We start from the raw sequence: 20,275 nt of genomic DNA, 5'->3' as shown, positions 1-20,275 counted from the left end.
ACACCCGCCCGGGAGACGCGAGGTATTCCCTGGCCGGCGGGCGCCGAGTCACATCCCGCAGATCTCAGCCGCTCAGGCCGTTCTGCAGGGCATAGCGCACCAGTTCGGCGGTGGAGTGCAGGTTGAGCTTCTGCATCAGGCGGGCCTTGTGCGTGCTGATGGTCTTGGCCGAGATGTGCAGGGCCTCCGCGATGTCGTTCAGGCTTTCGCCCTGGGCGATGCGCACCAGCACTTCGTACTCGCGATTCGACAGGCGCTCGTGCGGACGCTGCTCGCCGGCCAGCGAAGTCTCGAAGACCAGCTTCTCGGCCAGTGTCGGATCGATGTGCCGCCCGCCTCCGGCCACCTTGCGCGCGGCCTCGATCAACACCTCGGGCTCGCTGTCCTTGGTGAGATAGCCGGTGGCCCCGGCCTTCAGCACGCGCGCGGTCACCTGCGCTTCGCCGTGCATGGTCAGCACCAGCACCGGAAGCCTCGGGTGCTCGTCCTTGACCCGCTTGACCAGATCCACGCCGTGAGGCCCCGGCATGCTCATGTCGGTGATGAGCAGGTCGATTCCGCCTGCGCGCAGCCGCTCGACCACTTCCCATCCGTCCCGCGCCTCGTCCACCACCTCCAGGTCCGGGGCGAAGGCCAGCACCTGGCGCACGCCCTGGCGCACGATCGCGTGGTCGTCGGCAATCAGAATGCGGATCATCGGTCACTCCGGGAATGGTCTTCACCCAAGGGCATCTCCACCTGCAGCCTGGTTCCCTCGCCGGGACGGCTGATGAAGCTGGCGCTGCCGCCGAACATCATCGCACGCTCGCGGATACCCATCAGCCCGAAGGTCTTGCGCTCACGCACCTCGGCCGGGTCGAAGCCGACACCGTCGTCACGCACTTCCAGGCGCAGGCGGCCGTCCAGCTCGGCGATGCGGATGTCCACCCTGCTGGCGGCCGCGTGGCGGGTGATGTTGGTGAGCGATTCCTGCAGGATGCGGAACACCACGGTGGCGCGCGCGTCGTCCAGCGCAGGCTCATGCCCGGGAAGTTCGAGCGTGCACTCCACCCCGCTGCGCGCGCGGAACTCGCCGACCAGCCATTCGGCCGCAGACGCCAGGCCGAGATCGAGCGCGGCCGGACGCAGGCTGCTGGCCACCCCGCGCACCACCTTGATGGTCCGGTCGATCAGCTTCTTCATCGCGCTGACCTTCTGCGCCAGGCCGGGGTTGCCCTCGCCGTAGTTCAGCTGCAGCAGCGCAGCGTCCATGCGCAGGGCGGTCAGGTGCTGGCCGAGCTCGTCGTGGATCTCGCGCGCGATGTGGGTGCGCTCCTCCTCGCGCAGCTTCTCGTGGTAGGCCGCGAGATCGCGCAGCTTCTGGCGGGAACCCAGCAGCTCCGCCTCGCGCGCCTTGCGCTCGGTGACGTCCTCGACCGTGCCGGTCGCGCCGACCATCGCGCCGCTGGCGTCGAAGGCCAGTTCGGCGCGCTCGCGCACCCAGCGCACCTGCCCGCCGGCGAGGATGCGGTGCTCGATATCGTAGGGTGCGCCGCCCAGCGCGCGCTGCCAGGCCGCATCCACCCGGGCGCGGTCGTCCGGATGCACCGCCTGCATGAACACGTCGTGGCTGATCTGCGTGCCTGGCGGAACGGCGAAGATGCGGTAGGTCTCGTCCGACCACACGATCCGCCGGCTGCGCGCATTGGCGTACCAGCTGCCCACCTGGGCCACGGCCTGGGCGCGGTTGAGCGCGCGCTCGGTGCGGCTCAGGCGCAGGATCAAGGGGCGCACATGGCGATACACCACCGCACCGCCCAGCAGCGCCACCACCGCCACCAGCACCACGCCCGCCCACAGCGCCTGGCGCAGGGGCGCCTGCAGCTCGACCACGTCCACCTTCAGCACCGCCGCCACCTTGCCGGTCAGCGGCGCATAGGCGGCCATCACCCGATGCTGGCGGTAGTCGCGGACCTCCGAGACTCCGCTCTCTCCGCCCAGCGCGCGCGCCATCGGCGTGGGCTCCGCCTTGCGTGCCTGAACCAGGTCGCGCTCGAAGGCATGGACGATGCGCCGGGTCGGGAAGCACTGTTCGGCACCACCCGCAGCCTGCCGCCCGCAAACCACCAGCTCGCCACTGCGCCCAAGCGCGGCCACACGCTCGGCGAGCAGGTCGAAGGCCGAAAACGGCATCTCCACCACCAGATCCCCGCGCCCGCCGTTGAGCGCACGGCGCCCCTCGATCAACCAGCCGCCCCGCATCGCCAGCGAGATGCCATCCCGGTCCGAGAGCGGCAAGCGCAGCCCCCCTGCGCGCGATGCCGATGCAGCCGGCGGCTCGATCCGCACCGCCACGCTGGCACCGCGTCCGCCGGCCACCGCATCCGGCACCACGAACCAGTCCGGCACCCCGGCCTCGGCACGCCGGTGTGCCTCGTCGGTAATGCGGCCCGCCTCACGGAGTTCGGCTTCGGCCAGCAGAAGATGGGTGCGCAGCGATTCGGCCAGGGCCTGGCGGTAGCCTTCCAGCCCGACCCCGGCCATCAGGCCACCGGTCAGCATGCCGCCGACCACCAGCGTCGCCAGCAGGCCCACCGCGCTCAGGGCGAAGACGCTGCGATCCGGGCGCCCGTCGAAATAGGCGATGATCGACGGCGTGCCCACCGCCAGGCGGAACAGCACCAGCACGAGCACCAGCAGCGCCAGCGCGGTACCGGAGGCCGTCCCCACCGCGTCCCCCGCGGCGCCGATCAGCAGCGGCACGTCCAGCCACTGACCGAGCACCCCCACCATGCCGCCGGCAAACAGCACGGTCAGCATGCCCAGCCAGACCTTGACCCCGCGCGCGCCGCGCAGGCGTCTCAGGTAATACACGCAAGCGGCCGCGATCAGCAGGCCCAGGGAAGAGGAAGGAGACATGCGGCCCGGCCAGAAGCCAGCCTCGCCGGGCGCCTTGCGCGTTTCGAGCAGCAGGCGCCAGGGACCGTCGGCGGGATACAAGGCGGTCATTGCCTGCACCAGCGGCAAGAGCGCGAGCGCGGCGGCGGCGAGGGCCAGCACGTCGGCGCACAGGAACCGCCGGTAGGGCTGCAGCCCTGCCGCCGCGCCGAGCAGGGCAAGCGCCAGCAGGGCGTTTGCGCCGCTCGACTGCGCGACCGGCAGCACGCGCATCAGGCTGCCCGGCAGGAAGGCCGCGCCCAGGGCGAGCGCCAGGCCGACCACGAACAGCAGCGCACCGAGCGCACCGGGCAGGTGCGGCAGGCGCTGCGGGTCAAACTCGATCGGCATCCGGCTCGATCCGAATGCCAGCGACGAGGTTTGGGTCATGGCTAGACCGGGCAAGGGGGCAGTGCGACTACCCGAACGGAATTCGATTCGAACAGACACGGCGTGTCGATGCAAGCGTGATAGGCGGCACTATACACAAACGCCCCAAAATGGGCACACGCGGAGCTGTGAACGCGAGGCATGCGGCCTCGGCAGGCGGAAGGGGAGTTCTGCTAGAATCCGGCGCCTCGGGCGCCACGAACGGGCGACGGGAGCGAGGCCGGCCGATGGTGCCGGGAGTGGGACTCGAACCCACACACCTTGCGGCGGCGGATTTTGAGTCCGCTGCGTCTACCGATTCCGCCATCCCGGCACGGGAAGCCCTGCATTATCCCGAACACAACCGCGCGCGGCAAGCACATGCCCCTGACCCTCGACGACTTCGACTACCACCTGCCGCCCGAGCTGATCGCCCAGGCGCCGCTGCCCGAACGCAGCGCCAGCCGCCTGCTGGCACTCGACGAGGGCCAGCCGGTGGACCTCAGCTTCACCGACCTGCCCGAGCGCCTGCGCGCCGGCGACCTGCTGGTGTTCAACGACACCCGCGTGATCCACGCCCGCCTGCACGGCACCAAGGACAGCGGCGGCCAGGTCGAGGTGCTGGTCGAACGCGCGGTCGGCCCGCACGAAGCGCTCGCCCAGGTACGTGCCAGCAAGAGTCCACGCGCCGGCAGCCGGCTGCGCCTGGCCGAAGCCTTCGAAGTCGAGGTGCTGGGCCGCGTCGGCGAGTTCTTCCACCTGCGCTTTCCGGCCGGCGAGGATCTCTTCGAGCTGCTCGAGCGCCACGGCAAGCTGCCGCTGCCGCCCTACATCCGCCGCGCGGCGGGCGACGCCGACGAGTCGCGCTACCAGACCGTGTTCGCGCGCGAGCCCGGCTCGGTGGCCGCACCGACCGCCGGCCTGCATTTCGACGACGCCCTGCTCGCCCGCCTCAAGGCCAGGGGCGTGAAGCTCGCCTGGCTGACCCTGCACGTGGGCGCCGGCACTTTCCAGCCGGTGCGCGTGGACGACCTCGGCGAGCACCAGATGCACGCCGAGCGCTACGTGATCCCGGCCGAGACCGTGGCCGCCATCGCCGAGACGCGTGCAGCCGGCGGCCGCGTCATCGCGGTGGGCACCACCAGCATGCGCGCGCTGGAGGCGGCGGCCCAGGACGGCCCGCTGGCCGCCGGCGCCGGCGAGACCGACATCTTCATCCTGCCCGGCTTCCACTTCCAGGTGGTCGACGGCCTGGTCACCAACTTCCACCTGCCGAAGTCCACCCTGCTGATGCTGGTCTCGGCCTTCGCCGGCATGGGCGCCATCCGCCGCGCCTATGCGCATGCGGTGGCGCAGGGCTACCGCTTCTTCAGCTATGGCGACGCCATGTTCCTGACCCGCAACCCGGACGCCGAACACGATGCAGTTTGAGCTTCTCGCCACCTCAGGCGGCGCGCGCCGCGGCCGCCTCACCCTGAACCACGGCGTCGTCGAGACCCCGGTCTTCATGCCGGTGGGCACCTACGGCACGGTGAAGGCGATGACCCCCGACATGCTGGCCGGCATCGGCGCGCAGATCTGCCTGGGCAACACCTTCCACCTGTGGCTGCGCCCGGGCCTGGAGGTGATCGCCGCGCACGGCGGGCTGCACCGCTTCATGGCCTGGGACAAGCCCATCCTCACCGACTCGGGCGGCTTCCAGGTATTCAGCCTCGGCGCGCTGCGCAAGATCAGCGAAGAAGGGGTGAAGTTCGCCAGCCCGATCGACGGCGCGCGGCTCTTCCTCACCCCGGAAATCTCCATGCAGATCCAGACCGTGCTGGATTCCGACGTGGTGATGATCTTCGACGAATGCACGCCCTACCCCGCCACCCGCGACGAAGCCGCCAAGTCCATGCGCCTGTCGCAGCGCTGGGCGCGACGCTCGCGCGACGAGTTCGACCGCCTGCAGAACGGCAACGCGCTGTTCGGCATCGTGCAGGGCGGCATGTACGAGGACCTGCGCGACGAATCGCTGGCCGCGCTGGAAGATATCGGCTTCCACGGCTTCGCCATCGGCGGGCTGTCGGTGGGCGAGCCCAAGGAGGACATGCAGCGCATCCTCGCTCACACCGCGCCGCGCCTGCCTGCGGGCAAGCCGCGGTATCTCATGGGCGTGGGCACACCGGAGGACATCGTCGAGGGCGTGGCCAACGGCATCGACATGTTCGACTGCGTGATGCCCACCCGCAACGCGCGCAACGGCTGGCTGTTCACCCGCTACGGCGACCTCAAGATCAAGAACGCCATCCACAAGGCCGACACCCGCCCGCTGGACCCCAGCTGCGACTGCTACACCTGCCGCAACTTCAGCCGCGCCTACCTGCACCACCTGCACCGCACCGGGGAGATCCTCGGCAGCATGCTCAACACCATCCACAACCTGCGCTACTACCAGACCCTGACCGCGGAACTGCGCGAGGCCATCGCCACGGACCAGTTCAAGGAGTACGTCGCGCGCTTCCGCAGCGAACGCGCCACCGGCACCGCCTGAGCGCCAGTCCTTGACGTGCCGCCGCGGTCAGTCCGCGAGCGGCGCGCGCACGCAGCGGTTGCGCCCCGCGCGCTTGGCCTCGTACAAGGCCTGGTCGGCGCGCGCCAGATAGTCGGCCGCCCGCGCGCCGTCCGCCGGCACGCCGTCGGCCACGCCCACGCTCACGGTGAAACGCACCACCTCATCGCCCGCCGGCACTTCCAGGGCCGCCACGCGCTGGCGCAGGGTCTCCAGCCAGGCCGCCACATCCTCGTCCGCGGCCGCAAGGCTGAACACCACGAACTCCTCCCCACCGAAGCGCGCCACGTGATCGTCGCCACGGCGCAGGTGGCCGCGCAGGCAGGCGCCCAGCGCCTGCAGGCAATCGTCCCCGACCTGGTGCCCGTAGGAGTCGTTGATGCGCTTGAAGTGGTCCACGTCCACCATCGCCACGACGAAACGCAGGCCGTGACGCTGACAGCGCCGGAAGGTGTTCTCGAAGTGCGCATCGAAGTACTTGCGGTTGCCCACCCCGGTCAGGCCGTCGGTCACCGCCATCCGCGCCAGCGCGCCATTGGCCTCCTCCAGCCGGCGGTTGAGCACGCCCAGCTTGCGGTTCCACACGAACAACAGCCCCAGCACCAGCGCCGCCGCGCCGGCCACCTGCCACAGCAGCGCGTAGTCGACCCGCTGCTCCAGGCGCACCGCGCGCCAGCGCGCCTCGATCCGGCGGCGGTCCTCGTCGCCCAGGCTGTCCACCCATTTCTGCGCCACCGCGGCAAGCAGCGGTTCGTCCTTGCGCGTGGCCACCGCCAGCGCCATGTCGCCCGGCACCCGCGCCACCACCTTGATGTCGGCCAGGCCGAGTTCCTGCAGATAGTGCCCGGCGGACAGCAGGGTGCCCACATAGCCATACAGCTCGCCACGCTGCACCCGGCGCAGACCCTCGACCTCGCTGGCCACCTCGACGAAACGCAGGCGCGGGTAGCGCGTCCTGAGCAGGTCCAGCGAGGCGTGCCCGCTCATCACCGCCACCGCCGCCTCGTCGAGCTCGGCCAGGCTGTCGACGAAGGGCGCCTCGATGCGCGCCAGCAGCACCACCGGCACGGTGTAATAGGGCGTCGTGAAGTCGAGGTAGGCCTGCCGCCCGGCGTCCTGCATGAGCATGGGCAGCAGGTCGCAGTCGCCGGCCCGCGCGGCGGCCAGCGCGGCCTGGCGGTTGGGCAGCCGCACGAACTCGAAGCCGACCCCGCTGCGCTCCTCGAACAGCGCGACGAAATCGCCGGCGACCCCGCTGTAGCGCCCGTGCTGGTCGAAGCCCTCCAGCGGCATCCCGGAGGGTGCGGCACAGACCCTCAGCGGTGCACCGCGGGCGGCCAGCCAGTCCCGCTCGGCGGCGCTGAACGTCACCTTGGCATCGGACGCGCCGCCACGCGCCGCACTGGCCCCCAGCCAGCGGTTCTCGATGGTGCGCCGCTCGGTCGGCGAGATCGCCGCCAGTGCGTCGTCGAGGATGCGCGCCAGCGGCTCCAGCGCCGGACGCACCCCGAAGCGCAGATCCTCGCCCTCCACCCCGGGCATGCGCAGCTCCCCGGCAACCCGTACGTCGGTCAGGCCCAGCTCGCGCACCCAGTGCTGGCCGTTGGGCAGGGCCGCGAGCACCACGTCTACGCTGCCTTCGGCGAGCGCCTGGAACATCGACGACTGCGCGGAGAAGCCCACCGCCGCATCGCCGTAGCGCTGCTTGACCGCGCCCTCGTAGAACACTTCGGCGCCCAGGGCGATGCGCAGTCCGTTCAGATCCTCGGGCCGCTCCACGACCAGCCCCGGATCGCGGGTGAACACCACGTTGGGAATGACGTGGTAGGGCGCGGTGAAGCGGGTGAACTCGCGCCGCGACGGGTGATCCGAGATGTTGGCGATGATGTCGATCTCGCCGCGCTGGAAGAGATCGAACAGCACCGTCCAGCGGTCGGCCACGGTCACCACCTGCAGGCCGCTCAGGTCCGCCACGCGCTCCAGCACGTCCACGGCGAGCCCCTGCACCTTGCCGCCGTCGACGAAGCTGAAGGGCGCGTAGTCGCGCATCACGCCCACCCGCACCGGCCCCAGGCGGCGCACGTAGGCGGCCTGCTGCTCGTTGGGACGGAAGCTCTTCGTCGCCCGCAGCGCCTGGCCGCCATACTCCTGCCAGCTCTCCAGCAAGTCGGCCAGGCGCTCCGGGGGAACCTCGGCCAGCCCGGCCTCCAGGATGCGGTGCAGGGTTTCGTTGCCGCGCAGCACGGCGAGGCGGAAGTCCTCCACCTCCAGCCCGCCCATGTCGACACCGCCCGCGATGGCCAGGTGGCCGTAGCCCGCCTGCCTGGCGAGAAAGCGCAGGGTGACCTCCGGCCCGACGATGGCATCCACCCAGCCGAAGGCCAGTGCGCGGATCAGGCTGGGCAGGCCGTCGTACTCGACGAGCTGCGCGCCGCTCGCCTGCAGCGCGCTCTTGTAATAGATGTCGCGCACCACGCCGACGCGGCGGGCCTTCAGCTCGGCCAAGCCGTCGGGCGCGGCCAGCGGACGGCCGACGTCGTGCATCACCGCGGTCTGTCGATAGTGATAGGGCGCGGTGAACAGCATCCGCTGCGCGCGGTCCTCGCGGAAGGAGATCTCGTCGATGACGTCGATCTCGCCGCGCAGGAAGGCCGGGTAGATCTCCGGCCAGCTGCCCGCGCGATAACGGAACTGCAGCCCGGTACGGGCGGCGACCTCTTCCAGCACGTCGATGGAGAAACCCGCGGCGCCGCCGCTGCCGACCGAGGAATACGGTTCGTTGTCGGAGATCACCCCGACCGTGACCTGCGGCGTGGCAGCCAGATAGGCGCGCGCCGCGGCATCGAGCTCGAGCGCCCACGCGGCGGGCATCAGCATGCAGGCGAACACCGCCCATGACAGCCCGCGCAGGATGCTCAGGAATGCTGACGGCGGGCGAGGAGGCATGGAGGAATCAATGGCGGTCGATGAACGCCACGAGCATACCGCCAATTGCTTATGTGCGAACCGCCGCCCGCGCAGCGACCGCCCGCATGCGGCAGGCGGCCGTGAGCTTTGTCACACCGCCGGACGCGGCGCGGCCGGCACCGGCACCAGGGCGCCGTCCTTGACGTTCTCCATGACCACGTAGGTGTGGGTCTGCTTCACGCAGGGCAGTTCGGAGATCTTCTCCCCCATCACCTGGCGATACTCGTGGATGTCGCGCGTGCGTACCTTGAGCAGGTAGTCGAAATCCCCCGCGATCATGTGGCAGGACTGGATCTCGGGGATGCGCATCACCGCCTCGTTGAAGCGGCGCAGGTCGTGGGCGGTGGTGCTGGTGAGCAGCACCTGCACGATGACGATGTGCCCGGACCCCATCGCCTCGGGGTCGAGCTCGGCGTGGTAGCCGCGGATCACCCCGGTCTTCTCCAGGCGGCGGATGCGCTCGGCGCACGGCGTCTTGGTCAGCCCGACGCGGCGCGACAATTCCACCACCGACAGGCGGGCATCGGCCTGCAGCTCCGCGAGTATTCTCAAATCGATCCGGTCCATTGCAGTGCAGCAGGAATATGACCTGCAGAAGTCTAGCAAGGTAGGAATTATGTCTGAATAAATTCGATTTTTGGCGCCATAAACTGTAGTTGTTCGCTCATATTTCAGGCACTTGAACTTCCGGTGACGGCCCGGCGCCTCACCGGCCCCTGTAATGGAGCCCCTGTCGTGAACACGCCCGTTTCGTTCCCTGCGGCCGAGGCCGCGCTCCCCGACGCACCGCGCGAGGCATCGCGGCGGCAGATCGACGCCGCCTGGCGCATGCCGGAACCCGAATGCGTGCCGCCGCTGATCCGTGCGGCACGGGTGGACGACGCCCTGCAGGGACGCATCGCCCAACTCGCCCACAAGCTGGTGAGCGGACTGCGGTCCAAGCGCGTGCGCTCCTCCGGCGTGGATGCGCTGATGAAGGAATTCTCGCTGTCCAGCCAGGAAGGCGTTGCGCTGATGTGCCTGGCCGAAGCCCTGCTGCGCGTGCCCGACCGCGCCACCGCCGACCGCCTGATCCGCGACAAGCTGGCCGGCGGCGACTGGCGCTCGCACATTGGCAACAGCCCCTCGCTGTTCGTCAATGCCGCCACCTGGGGCCTGCTGATCACCGGCCGCCTGGTGGCCACCCCCAGCGCAGAAGGCCTGGCCAGCGCGCTCACCCGCCTGCTGGCGCGCGGCGGCGAGCCGCTGATCCGCAAGGGCATGGACCTGGCGATGCGCATGCTGGGCGAGCAGTTCGTCACCGGGCGCACCATCGATGAGGCGCTCGACCGCGGCCGCAGCGCCGAGAAGCGCGGCTACCGCTACTCCTTCGACATGCTGGGCGAGGCGGCCATGACCGCGGCCGACGCCGAGCGCTACTACCGCTCCTACGAGGAAGCGATCCACGCCATCGGCAAGGGCTCGGCCGGGCGCGGCACGATCGACGGCAACGGCATCTCGGTCAAGCTCTCCGCCCTGCACCCGCGCTACGTGTGGGCGCAGCGCGAGCGCGTGATGGGTGAACTGCTGGCGCGCATGAAGGACCTTTGCCTGCTCGCCCGCCAGTACGACATCGGCCTCAACATCGACGCCGAGGAGGCCGACCGCCTCGACCTCTCGCTGGACCTGCTCGAAGCGCTTGCGCACGACCCGGCACTGGCCGGCTGGAACGGCCTGGGTTTCGTGGTACAGGCCTACCAGAAGCGTGCGCCCTACGTGCTCGACTGGATCATCGACCTCGCCCGCGCCAGCGGCCGGCGCATCATGGTGCGCCTGGTCAAGGGCGCCTATTGGGATGCCGAGATCAAGCGCGCGCAGATGGACGGCATGGCCGGCTACCCGGTGTTCACCCGCAAGGTGTACACCGACGTGTCTTATCTGGCCTGCGCCCGCAAGCTGCTCGGCGCACGCGACGCCATCTACCCGCAGTTCGCCACCCACAACGCCCACACCCTGGCGGCGGTGTTCCACCTCGCGGGCGACGGCTATGCCCAGGGCGACTACGAGTTCCAGTGCCTGCACGGCATGGGCGAACCGCTCTACGACCAGCTGGTCGGCAACCCCGAGCTGCGCCGTCTGGTGCGCATCTACGCGCCGGTCGGCAGCCACGAGACCCTGCTCGCCTACCTGGTCCGCCGCCTGCTGGAAAACGGCGCCAACTCGAGCTTCGTGAACCGCATCGTGGACGAGAACATCCCGGTCGAGGCGCTGATCGCCGATCCGGTGGCCGAGGCGGCGCCACTCGCCGGCGCCCCGCACCCGCGCATCCCGCTGCCGGCCGAACTCTACGGCGCGGCGCGCGCCAACTCCGCGGGCGTCGATCTCGCCTCCGAGACCGTGCGCGAACGCATCGCCGCCGCGCTGGCCGCCAGCCGCAGCGTTCCCGCGCAAGCCGGGCCGATGCTGGCCGAAGCAGTGCCCGGCAGCGCCGCCGCGCGCCCCGTGCCCAACCCCGCCGACCATGACGACATCGTCGGCCAGGTCGTCGAAGCCGGCACCGCCGAAGTCGAAGCCGCCCTTGCCGCAGCCAGCGCCGCCGCCCCCGCCTGGGCCGCCCGTCCGCCGGCCGAGCGCGCCGACTGCCTGGCGCGCGCCGCCGACCTGCTGGAGCGCGACGGCGACCAGCTGATGGCACTGGCGGTGCGCGAGGCGGGCAAGACCTGGGCCAACGCGGTCGCCGAACTGCGCGAGGCGGTGGACTTCTGCCGCTACTACGCCGCCCAGGCGCGCGAATTCGACAACGGCACCCACCAGCCGCTGGGGCCTGTGGTGTGCATCAGCCCGTGGAACTTCCCGCTCGCCATCTTCACCGGCCAGCTGGCCGCGGCATTGGCCGCCGGCAACCCGGTGATCGCCAAGCCGGCCGAGCAGACCCCGCTGATCGCCGCCGCCGCGGTGCGCCTGTTCCATGAAGCCGGCGTGCCGGCCGGCGCGCTGCAGCTGCTGCCCGGACGCGGTGAGACCGTTGGCGCCGCGCTGGTGGCCGACCCGCGGGTGCGCGGGGTGATGTTCACCGGGTCCACCGAAGTGGCCGCGCTGATCAACCGCCAGCTCGCCGCGCGCGGCGGCAACGTGCCGCTGATCGCCGAGACCGGCGGGCAGAACGCCATGATCGTGGATTCCACCGCGCTGCCCGAGCAGGTGGTGGCCGACGTGCTCGCGTCCAGCTTCGACTCCGCCGGCCAGCGCTGCTCGGCGCTGCGCGTGCTGTGCCTGCAGGAAGACGTGGCCGACGGCATGCTGGAGATGCTGCAGGGCGCCGCGCAGGAGTTGAGCATCGGCAACCCGGCCGACGTGCGCCGCGACGTCGGCCCGGTGATCGACATGGACGCCCGCAACGGGCTGGAAGCCCACGTCGCCGCGATGCAGGCCGCCGGCTGCCGGGTCACCCGCCCGGCCCTGCCCGCCGACTGCGCCCGCGGCACCTATGTGGCGCCGACCATCATCGAGATCGACGACCTCGCCCGCCTCGGGCGCGAGCAGTTCGGTCCCATCCTGCATGTGCTGCGCTTCCGCGAGCGCGACCTGGAGCGCCTGGTGGACAGCATCAACGCCAGTGGCTACGGCCTCACCATGGGCGTGCATACCCGCATCGACGAGACCATCGCCCGCGTGGTGACGCGCGCGCATGTCGGCAACCTGTACGTGAACCGCAACATGATCGGCGCAGTGGTCGGCGTGCAGCCCTTTGGCGGCGAGGGTCTGTCCGGCACCGGCCCCAAGGCCGGCGGCCCGCTCTACCTGCACCGCCTGCTGGCGCGCACGCCCGGCCCGGTGTTCGAGCGCCCCGCCGCAGAGTTGCCGGCACTCGACGCCTTCGCCGAATGGCTGGAGCGCGACGGCCGCGCGCTGCTCGAGGGTGACGACATCGCCGTGCTGCGCGACCGCCTGGACGCCTACCGCACGCGCCGCATCGACGGCCTCACGCTGACCCTGCCCGGCCCCACCGGCGAGGACGACAGCCTGCGCTTCGTGCCGCGCGGACGCATCGCCGGCGTGGCCAGTGGCTCGGCCGCCCGCCTGCATCAGGTGCTGGTCGCGCTGGCCACCGGCAACCGCCTGCTGCTGGACGACAACGACATCACCCGCAAGCTCGCCGCCGCGCTGCCGCCGGCGCTGGCCGCGCAGATCGAGCTCGACGCCGGCTGGCAGGAGGCGGATTTCGGCGCGCTGCTGTTCGACGGCCCGGACAGCGAGGCCGACGCCTGGCGGGTACGCCTGGCCGCGCGCCGCGGTCCCATCGTCGGCCTGCTGCGCCCCGAGCCGGAGTACGACCCCGCCCGCCTGGTGCACGAGCGCACGGTGAGCGTGAACACCGCCGCCGCCGGCGGCAACGCCAGCCTGATGGCCATGGGCGGCTAGACCGAGCACACCTCCTGCGCGGATGCCCCGACCGCGCAGGAGTTCATGCAGTTAGGGGCATCACGGATGGAAAGAACAAAAAATCCGCTTATCGTAGCCGGGCGCAAACGCTACCGTATGGTGCGCGGAGCATCCTGACCACGCTTACACCTCTGTTGACAAGGAGACGATTGATGAAGAAAACCCTGCTCGCTACCGCCTGCCTGGCGCTCGGCGCCTATTCCCAGGTTTCGCTGGCCGACCTGCCGGTGGCCATCGCCGGCCCGATGACCGGCCAGTACGCTTCGGCCGGCGACCAGATCCGCCGCGGTGCGGAAATGGCCATCGCCGACATCAACGCCCGCGGCGGCGTTCTGGGCGAGAAGCTGACCCTGGAGATCGGCGACGACGCCTGCGATCCCAAGCAGGCCGTGTCGGTGGCCAACACCATGGTCAACAAGGGCATCGTGTTCATGCACGGCCACTGGTGCTCCAGCTCCACCATCCCGGCGTCCGACGTGTACAACGAGTCCGACATCCCGATGGCCACGGTGTCCACCAACCCGCAGGTCACCGAGCGCGGCCTGCAGAACGTCTTCCGCATCATGGGCCGCGACGACCAACAGGGCATGGTCGCCGGCAGCTACATCGCCACCAAGTTCAAGGGCAAGAAGGTCGCCGTGGTCGACGACAAGAGCGCCTACGGCAAGGGCCTTGCCGACGAAATGGCCAGCGCCATGCAGACCAAGGGCATGAAGCCGACGCTGCGCGAGTCGATCACCGCCGGCGAGAAGGACTACTCCGGCCTGGTCACCAAGCTCAAGCAGGCCGGCGTGGAAGTGATGGCCTACGGCGGCTACCACACCGAAGTCGCGCTGATCCTGCGCCAGGCCCAGCAGGCCGGCCTGCAGCTCACCGTAATGGGCGGCGACACCATGACCAACTCCGAGCTGGTCACCGCCGCCGGCCCGGCCGCCGACAACGTGATGTTCACCTTCTCGCCCGACCCGCGCAAGAACCCGGCCGCCGCCCCGGTGGTGGAGAAGTTCCGCGCCGCCAAGATCGAGCCGGAAGGCTACGTGCTCTACGCCTACGCCGCCATGCAGCTGTTCGAGCAGGCCGCCAACGGCGCCAAGAGCGTGAAGTACGCCGACCTGGAGAAGGCGCTGCGCGGCGGCACCTTCGACACCGTGATCGGCAAGCTGTCCTTCGACGCCAAGGGTGACCAGAAGGCGCCGGGCTTCGTGGTCTATCGCTGGAAGGGCGGTCAGTACGACTACGCCCAGTAAGCACCGGCCCCGGCCGCACTGCGGCGCTTCCGGCAAAAGCGGAAGCGCCGCAGTGCGGACCTGCCCGCTCCTACACACCACCTCCGAAAACCATTATTGCGCACGGCGACGGCGCCACCGCCGTCAGCCGTCGTGCGCCGCCACAGCAGGAGACAAGCGTGGCCTACGCACTGCAACAACTCATCAACGGCCTGACGCTCGGCGCCATGTACGGCCTGATCGCGATCGGCTACACGATGGTGTACGGCATCATCGGCATGATCAACTTCGCCCACGGCGACATCTTCATGGTGAGCGCGTTCATCGCGGTCACCGCCTTCACCCTGCTCGCCGCCGCCGACGTCACCTCGATTCCGCTCGCACTGACCTTCGTGCTGATCGTGTCGATCTTCTTCACCTCGGCCTACGGCTGGGCGGTCGAGCGCACCGCCTACCGGCCGCTGCGCGGCTCCACCCGCCTGGCCCCGCTGATCTCGGCGATCGGCATGTCGATCTTCCTGCAGAACGCGGTGCAGCTCACCCAGGGCGCGCGCGTGAAGCCCATCCCGCCGGTCATCGAGGGCGGTCTGCAGCTGTGGAGCACACCTGAATTCACCGTGCAGATCGGCTGGAGCCAGTTGCTGATCATCGTCACCACCACGGTGCTGATGATCGCCTTCACCTGGATGATCACCCAGACCCCCTTCGGCCGGCAGCAGCGCGCCTGCGAGCAGGACCGCACCATGGCCTCGCTGCTCGGCGTGAACGTGGACCGCACGATCTCCTTCACCTTCATGCTGGGTGCGGCGCTCGCCGCGGTGGCCGGGGTGATGGTCACGGTGTACTACGGCGTGGTGGACTTCTTCATCGGCTTTCTGGCCGGCATCAAGGCCTTCACCGCGGCGGTGCTGGGCGGCATCGGCTCGCTGCCCGGGGCGATGCTGGGCGGCCTCTTGATCGGCCTGATCGAGGCCTTCTGGTCGGCCTACCTGTGGACCGAATACAAGGACGTGGCCACCTTCGGCATCCTCTGCCTAGTGCTGATGCTGCGCCCCTCGGGCCTGCTCGGCCGTCCTGAAGTGGAGAAGGTCTGATGAGTACCGTCGTCTTCGCCCACCATGGCATGACCCCGGCCGAGCGCCTGCGCGACGCCGGCTGGATCGCCTTCGTCGCCCTCATCCTGGGCATTCCGCTGATCGGCCTCACCACCGTGGACGCCGGCGGCCGCCTGGCGGTGGAAACCCGCTTCGGCCTGCTGGTTGCCGCGGTCGCCATCGCCTTCGGCGGACGCCTGGCGCTGCGCTGGGCCTTCGATAATCTCAAGCAGCGCAAGCTCGCGCGCCAGCGCGCCGCCGGCGACACTGGCGCGAGCCGCGCGCAGGCGGTGGTGAACGTGCTCGGCTGGCTGGCGCTGGGCGCCTCGGTGGCCCTGCCCATCGTGTTCTCCGACAACCGCTACGTGGTCGACACCGCCACCACGGTGCTGATCTACGTGATGCTGGGCTGGGGCCTGAACGTGGTGGTCGGCCTCGCCGGCCTGCTCGACCTGGGCTACGTGGCCTTCTACGCGGTCGGCGCCTACTCCTACGCCCTGCTGTCCACCCAGTTCGGCTGGGGCTTCTGGGAGGCGCTGCCGGTGTCCGGCGCACTGGCCGCCACCTTCGGTATCCTGCTGGGCTACCCCATCCTGCGCCTGCGCGGCGACTACCTGGCCATCGTCACGCTGGGCTTCGGCGAGATCATCCGCATCGTCCTGGTGAACTGGACCGAACTCTCCGGCGGCCCCAACGGCATCAGCTCGATCCCGCGACCGAGCTTCTTCGGCCTGGAGTTCACCCGCAGCGCACCCGAGGGCGGACAGAACTTCGCCGGTTTCTTCGGCCTGGAGTTCTCGCCGATGCACCGGCTGATCTTCCTGTACTACCTGATCCTGGTGCTGGCCCTGCTCACCCATGCCTTCGTCTCCCGCCTGCGCAAGCTGCCGGTCGGTCGCGCCTGGGAGGCGCTGCGCGAGGACGAGATCGCCTGCAAGGCGATGGGCATGAACACCACCAACATCAAGCTGTCGGCCTTCGCCATCGGCGCCATGCTGGGCGGCTTCGCCGGGGTGTTCTTCGCCGCTCGCCAGGGCTTCATCTCGCCGGAGAGTTTCGTGTTCACCGAGTCGGCGATCATCCTCGCCATCGTCGTGCTGGGCGGCATGGGCTCGCAGATGGGCGTGGTGCTGGCCGCCACGCTGCTGGTGCTGATCCCCGAGTTCGGCCGCAACTTCTCGGAGTACCGCATGCTGCTGTTCGGCCTGGCCATGGTACTGATCATGGTGTGGCGCCCGGGCGGCCTGCTCGCCCACCGCGAACCCACGCTGCGCCTGTCCGCCGCGGGCACGACCGCCAAGGAGGGCGCACGATGAGCACCCTGCTTTCGGTTCGCAACCTGACCATGCGCTTCGGCGGCCTGACCGCCATCGACGACCTGTCGCTGGAAGTGCCGGCCGGCAAGATCACCGGCATCATCGGCCCCAACGGCGCCGGCAAGACCACGCTGTTCAACTGCCTGACCGGCTTCTACAAGCCGACCACCGGCACGCTGCGCCTGGCCCACCCGAAGCGCGGCGAAATGCGCCTGGAATCCCTGCCCAGCCACCGCGTCGCCCGCGACGCCCAGGTGGTGCGCACCTTCCAGAACATCCGCCTGTTCCCCAAGATGACGGTGCTGGAGAACCTCATCGTCGCCCAGCACAACGTGCTGCAGCGGGCGTCGAAGTTCTCCATCGCCGGCCTGTTCAGCCTGCCCGGCTACCGCCAGGCCGAGCGCGAGGCGGTCGCCCGCGCGGCCACCTGGCTGGAACGCCTGCAGCTCACCCGCTTCGCCGACCACGCCGCAGGCGACCTGCCCTACGGCACCCAGCGGCGCATCGAGATCGCCCGCGCGCTGTGCGTGGACCCGGTGCTGCTGTGCCTGGACGAGCCGGCCGCCGGCCTCAACCCGCGCGAGTCGGCGGAGCTCAACGAGCTGCTGCTCTACCTGTGCCGCGAACAGGGTGTCGCCATCCTGCTGATCGAGCATGACATGAGCGTGGTGATGAACGTCTCCGACCACATCTGCGTGATCAACTACGGCCGCAAGATCGCCGAGGGCGCGCCGGAGGCGGTCAAGAACGACCCGGCCGTGATCAAGGCCTATCTGGGCGAGGACGAGGAAGAAGGGGTGATGGAGGACTACACGGAGGAACGCGCATCATGATGCTGACCATGGAAGGGGTGCATGCCCACTACGGCCACATCCACGCGCTGCGCGGCATCGACGTGTCGGTGCAGGTCGGCGAGATCGTCACCCTGATCGGCGCCAACGGCGCGGGCAAGTCCACGCTGATGATGAGCCTGTTCGGCAAGCCGCAGGCCAGCGCCGGGCGCATCGTCTTCGACGGCGAGGACATCACCCGGCTGGACACCCACGAGATCGCCCGCCGCGGCATCGCGCTGGTGCCGGAAGGCCGCCGCATCTTCCCGCGCATGACCGTGCTCGAGAACCTGCAGATGGGCGCCATCCAGGGCGACGAGGCCAACTACGAGGCCGACATCGCCCGGGTCTATGCGATGTTCCCCATCCTGCAGGAGCGCGCCGTGCAGCGCGCCGGCACGCTGTCCGGCGGCGAGCAGCAGATGCTGGCCATCGGCCGCGCGCTGATGAGCCGGCCCAAGCTGCTGCTGCTCGACGAACCCTCGCTGGGCCTGGCGCCGATCTACATCCGCAAGATCTTCCAGATCGTGCGCGAGCTCAACCGCGACCACGGCATGACCATCCTGCTGGTCGAGCAGAACGCCAACCAGGCGCTGCGCGTGGCCCATCGCGGCTACGTGCTGCAGCATGGCGAGATCACCCTGGCAGGCAGCGGCGCCGAACTGCTGGCCAGCCCCGAGGTGCGCGCCGCCTACCTGGAAGGCGGCGGCCACGGCTGAGCCCGGGGTGAGCGCAAGCGTGCCAGTGCACCGGCACGCTTGCGCTCACTCACCATATCCATATTCCGCGGACCCCATTGTGTCCGCCACGCGCGCCGGTAAACTCGGCGCTTTTTTCTTCCGGCCGCAGCCGGAAGCCAGCAGCAGGACAAGGGACGTGATCGAACTCAGGCAGGCCGGCAAGACCTATCGCGTGGACGGGCGGGACATCCCCGCCCTGCAGCCCACCGACCTGCGCGTCGAACGCGGCGAGATCTTCGGCCTCATTGGCCACTCGGGCGCCGGCAAGAGCACCCTGCTGCGCCTGATCAACCGCCTGGAGGAACCGAGCGCAGGCCGCATCGTGGTAGACGGCGAGGACGTCACCGCGCTCGACGCCGCCGGCCTGCGCGCCTTCCGCCGCCGCGTCGGGATGATCTTCCAGCACTTCAACCTGCTGTCGTCCAAGACCGTGGCCGACAACATCGGCATGCCGCTCAAGCTCGCCGGCAGCTTCAGCCGCCGGCAGATCGCCGAGCGGGTGGACAGCCTGCTCGCGCGCGTCGGCCTGGAGGCGCACGCCGGCAAGTACCCCGCCCAGCTCTCCGGCGGCCAGAAGCAGCGCGTGGGCATCGCCCGGGCGCTGGCCACCGAGCCCAAGATCCTGCTGTGCGACGAGGCCACCAGCGCGCTCGACCCGCAGACCACCGCCCAGGTGCTGCAACTGCTCGACGGCATCAACCGCGAGCTGGGGCTGACCATCGTGCTGATCACCCACGAGATGGACGTGATCCGCCGGGTGTGCGACCGCGTGGCGGTGATGGACGCCGGGCGCATCGTCGAGCTCGGCCCGGTGGGCGACGTCTTCCTGCATCCGCAGCACCCCACCACGCGGCGCTTCGTGCTCGAAGCCGAACAGATCGACGAGCACGAGCAGCGCGCGGACTTCGCCCATGTGGCCGGGCGCATCCTGCGCCTGACCTTCCGCGGCGAGGCCACCTACGCCCCGCTGCTGGGCACGGTGGCGCGCGAGACCGGGGTGGATTTCAGCATCCTCGCCGGACGCATCGACCACATCAAGGACACCCCCTACGGCCAGCTCACCATCGCCCTGGTGGGCGGCGACATCGACGCCGCACAGCACCGCCTGGCCGCAGCCGAGGTGCACCTGGAGGTGCTGCGCGCATGAACGAGTTCTTCGTAAACGTCGATCTCGCGGAGATCTGGCTCGCCACCGTCGACACCCTGCTGATGCTGGGCGGCTCGCTGCTGTTCACCGTGCTCTTCGGCCTGCCGCTGGGCGTGCTGCTCTTCCTCACCGGCCCGCGCCAGATGTTCGAGCGCCGCGGCCTCTACCGCCTGCTGTCGGTGCTGGTGAACGCGCTGCGCTCGCTGCCCTTCATCATCCTGCTGATCGTCATGATCCCGGTCACCGTGCTGCTCACCGGCACCTCGCTCGGCGTGGCCGGCGCCATCCCGCCGCTGGTCGCCGGCGCCACGCCCTTCTTCGCCCGCCTGGTGGAGACCGCGCTGCGCGAGGTCGACCGCGGCATCATCGAGGCCAGCCAGGCAATGGGCGCCACCACCCGGCAGATCGTCATCGACGCCCTGCTGCCCGAGGCGCGCCCGGGCATCATCGCCGCCATCACCATCACCGCCATCACCCTGGTGTCCTACACCGCGATGGCCGGCGTGGTGGGCGCCGGCGGGCTGGGCGACCTGGCCATCCGCTTCGGCTACCAGCGCTTCCAGACCGACGTGATGATCGTCACCGTGGTCCTGCTGCTGGTACTTGTGCAGATCCTGCAATCCATCGGCGACCGGCTGGTGGTGCACTTTTCGCGCAGATGACCCTGCGCGCTTTCCCTTCCCCCTTCACGAGAGGC

General features: G+C 69.9%; 14 protein-coding genes and 1 tRNA gene. 10 read left to right on the top strand and 5 right to left on the bottom strand.

Annotated features, from left to right (window positions below):
• Positions 1-64: 64 nt before the first annotated feature.
• The 3 genes from IAI53_RS00665 to IAI53_RS00655 all read right to left on the bottom strand — a co-directional run bounded on the left by IAI53_RS00665 (position 65) and on the right by IAI53_RS00655 (position 3,619).
• Positions 65-697, bottom strand: a complete 633-nt coding sequence (locus IAI53_RS00665) for a response regulator (RefSeq protein WP_187716253.1) — start codon at positions 695-697, stop codon at positions 65-67.
• Positions 694-3,267, bottom strand: coding sequence for a sensor histidine kinase (locus tag IAI53_RS00660; RefSeq protein WP_187716252.1), 2,574 nt, complete (start codon positions 3,265-3,267; stop codon positions 694-696). The genes IAI53_RS00665 and IAI53_RS00660 overlap by 4 nt, the downstream gene beginning before the upstream one ends.
• A 267-nt stretch (positions 3,268-3,534) precedes the next feature.
• Positions 3,535-3,619 (bottom strand) — tRNA-Leu (locus IAI53_RS00655).
• 47 nt (positions 3,620-3,666) lie between these two features.
• Between IAI53_RS00655 and queA the strand changes: the two genes are divergently transcribed.
• Positions 3,667-4,716 carry a tRNA preQ1(34) S-adenosylmethionine ribosyltransferase-isomerase QueA gene (queA, locus tag IAI53_RS00650; protein WP_187716251.1) on the top strand — a complete coding sequence of 350 codons (1,050 nt, stop codon included), beginning with the start codon at positions 3,667-3,669 and terminating at the stop codon, positions 4,714-4,716.
• Positions 4,706-5,818, top strand: a complete 1,113-nt coding sequence (tgt, locus tag IAI53_RS00645; RefSeq protein ID WP_187716250.1) for a tRNA guanosine(34) transglycosylase Tgt — start codon at positions 4,706-4,708, stop codon at positions 5,816-5,818. Before queA ends, tgt begins: the two co-directional genes overlap by 11 nt.
• A gap of 27 nt (positions 5,819-5,845) precedes the next feature.
• Here the strand turns inward: tgt and IAI53_RS00640 are convergent, their stop codons facing one another.
• On the bottom strand, positions 5,846-8,782 hold the full coding sequence (locus IAI53_RS00640) for a transporter substrate-binding domain-containing diguanylate cyclase (RefSeq protein WP_222948128.1): 2,937 nt from the start codon (positions 8,780-8,782) through the stop codon (positions 5,846-5,848).
• A 111-nt stretch (positions 8,783-8,893) separates the two neighbouring features.
• The gene (locus IAI53_RS00635; protein ID WP_187716249.1) at positions 8,894-9,370 is read right to left on the bottom strand and encodes an Lrp/AsnC ligand binding domain-containing protein; all 477 of its coding nucleotides are present in this window, start codon (positions 9,368-9,370) and stop codon (positions 8,894-8,896) included.
• A 168-nt stretch (positions 9,371-9,538) separates the two neighbouring features.
• Here IAI53_RS00635 and putA point away from each other — a divergent pair, with 168 nt between their 5' ends.
• The 8 genes from putA (at position 9,539) to IAI53_RS00595 (ending at position 20,240) form a co-directional block, all read left to right on the top strand.
• Entirely contained in the window at positions 9,539-13,204 is a 3,666-nt protein-coding gene (gene putA / locus IAI53_RS00630; RefSeq protein WP_349771872.1) for a trifunctional transcriptional regulator/proline dehydrogenase/L-glutamate gamma-semialdehyde dehydrogenase, read from the top strand.
• 173 nt (positions 13,205-13,377) lie between these two features.
• Entirely contained in the window at positions 13,378-14,472 is a 1,095-nt protein-coding gene (locus IAI53_RS00625; RefSeq protein WP_187716248.1) for a branched-chain amino acid ABC transporter substrate-binding protein, read from the top strand.
• A 158-nt stretch (positions 14,473-14,630) separates the two neighbouring features.
• Positions 14,631-15,545, top strand: a complete 915-nt coding sequence (locus IAI53_RS00620) for an ABC transporter permease subunit (RefSeq protein WP_187716247.1) — start codon at positions 14,631-14,633, stop codon at positions 15,543-15,545.
• On the top strand, positions 15,545-16,861 hold the full coding sequence (gene livM, locus IAI53_RS00615; protein ID WP_187716246.1) for a high-affinity branched-chain amino acid ABC transporter permease LivM: 1,317 nt from the start codon (positions 15,545-15,547) through the stop codon (positions 16,859-16,861). The genes IAI53_RS00620 and livM overlap by 1 nt, the downstream gene beginning before the upstream one ends.
• Complete coding sequence (locus IAI53_RS00610; protein ID WP_187716245.1) at positions 16,858-17,694, top strand: ABC transporter ATP-binding protein; 837 nt, start codon at positions 16,858-16,860, stop codon at positions 17,692-17,694. Before livM ends, IAI53_RS00610 begins: the two co-directional genes overlap by 4 nt.
• Positions 17,694-18,410: an ABC transporter ATP-binding protein gene (locus IAI53_RS00605; RefSeq protein ID WP_187717895.1), complete on the top strand. Its 717-nt coding sequence runs from the start codon at positions 17,694-17,696 to the stop codon at positions 18,408-18,410. The genes IAI53_RS00610 and IAI53_RS00605 overlap by 1 nt, the downstream gene beginning before the upstream one ends.
• Before the next feature lie 157 nt (positions 18,411-18,567).
• Entirely contained in the window at positions 18,568-19,578 is a 1,011-nt protein-coding gene (locus IAI53_RS00600) for a methionine ABC transporter ATP-binding protein (RefSeq protein WP_187716244.1), read from the top strand.
• Entirely contained in the window at positions 19,575-20,240 is a 666-nt protein-coding gene (locus IAI53_RS00595) for a methionine ABC transporter permease (RefSeq protein WP_187716243.1), read from the top strand. The genes IAI53_RS00600 and IAI53_RS00595 overlap by 4 nt, the downstream gene beginning before the upstream one ends.
• Positions 20,241-20,275 lie beyond the last annotated feature (35 nt).

The sequence above is a fragment of the Thauera sedimentorum genome (assembly GCF_014489115.1).
Lineage (GTDB): Bacteria > Pseudomonadota > Gammaproteobacteria > Burkholderiales > Rhodocyclaceae > Pseudothauera > Pseudothauera sedimentorum.
This window is presented reverse-complemented; position numbering and strand designations above follow the sequence as displayed.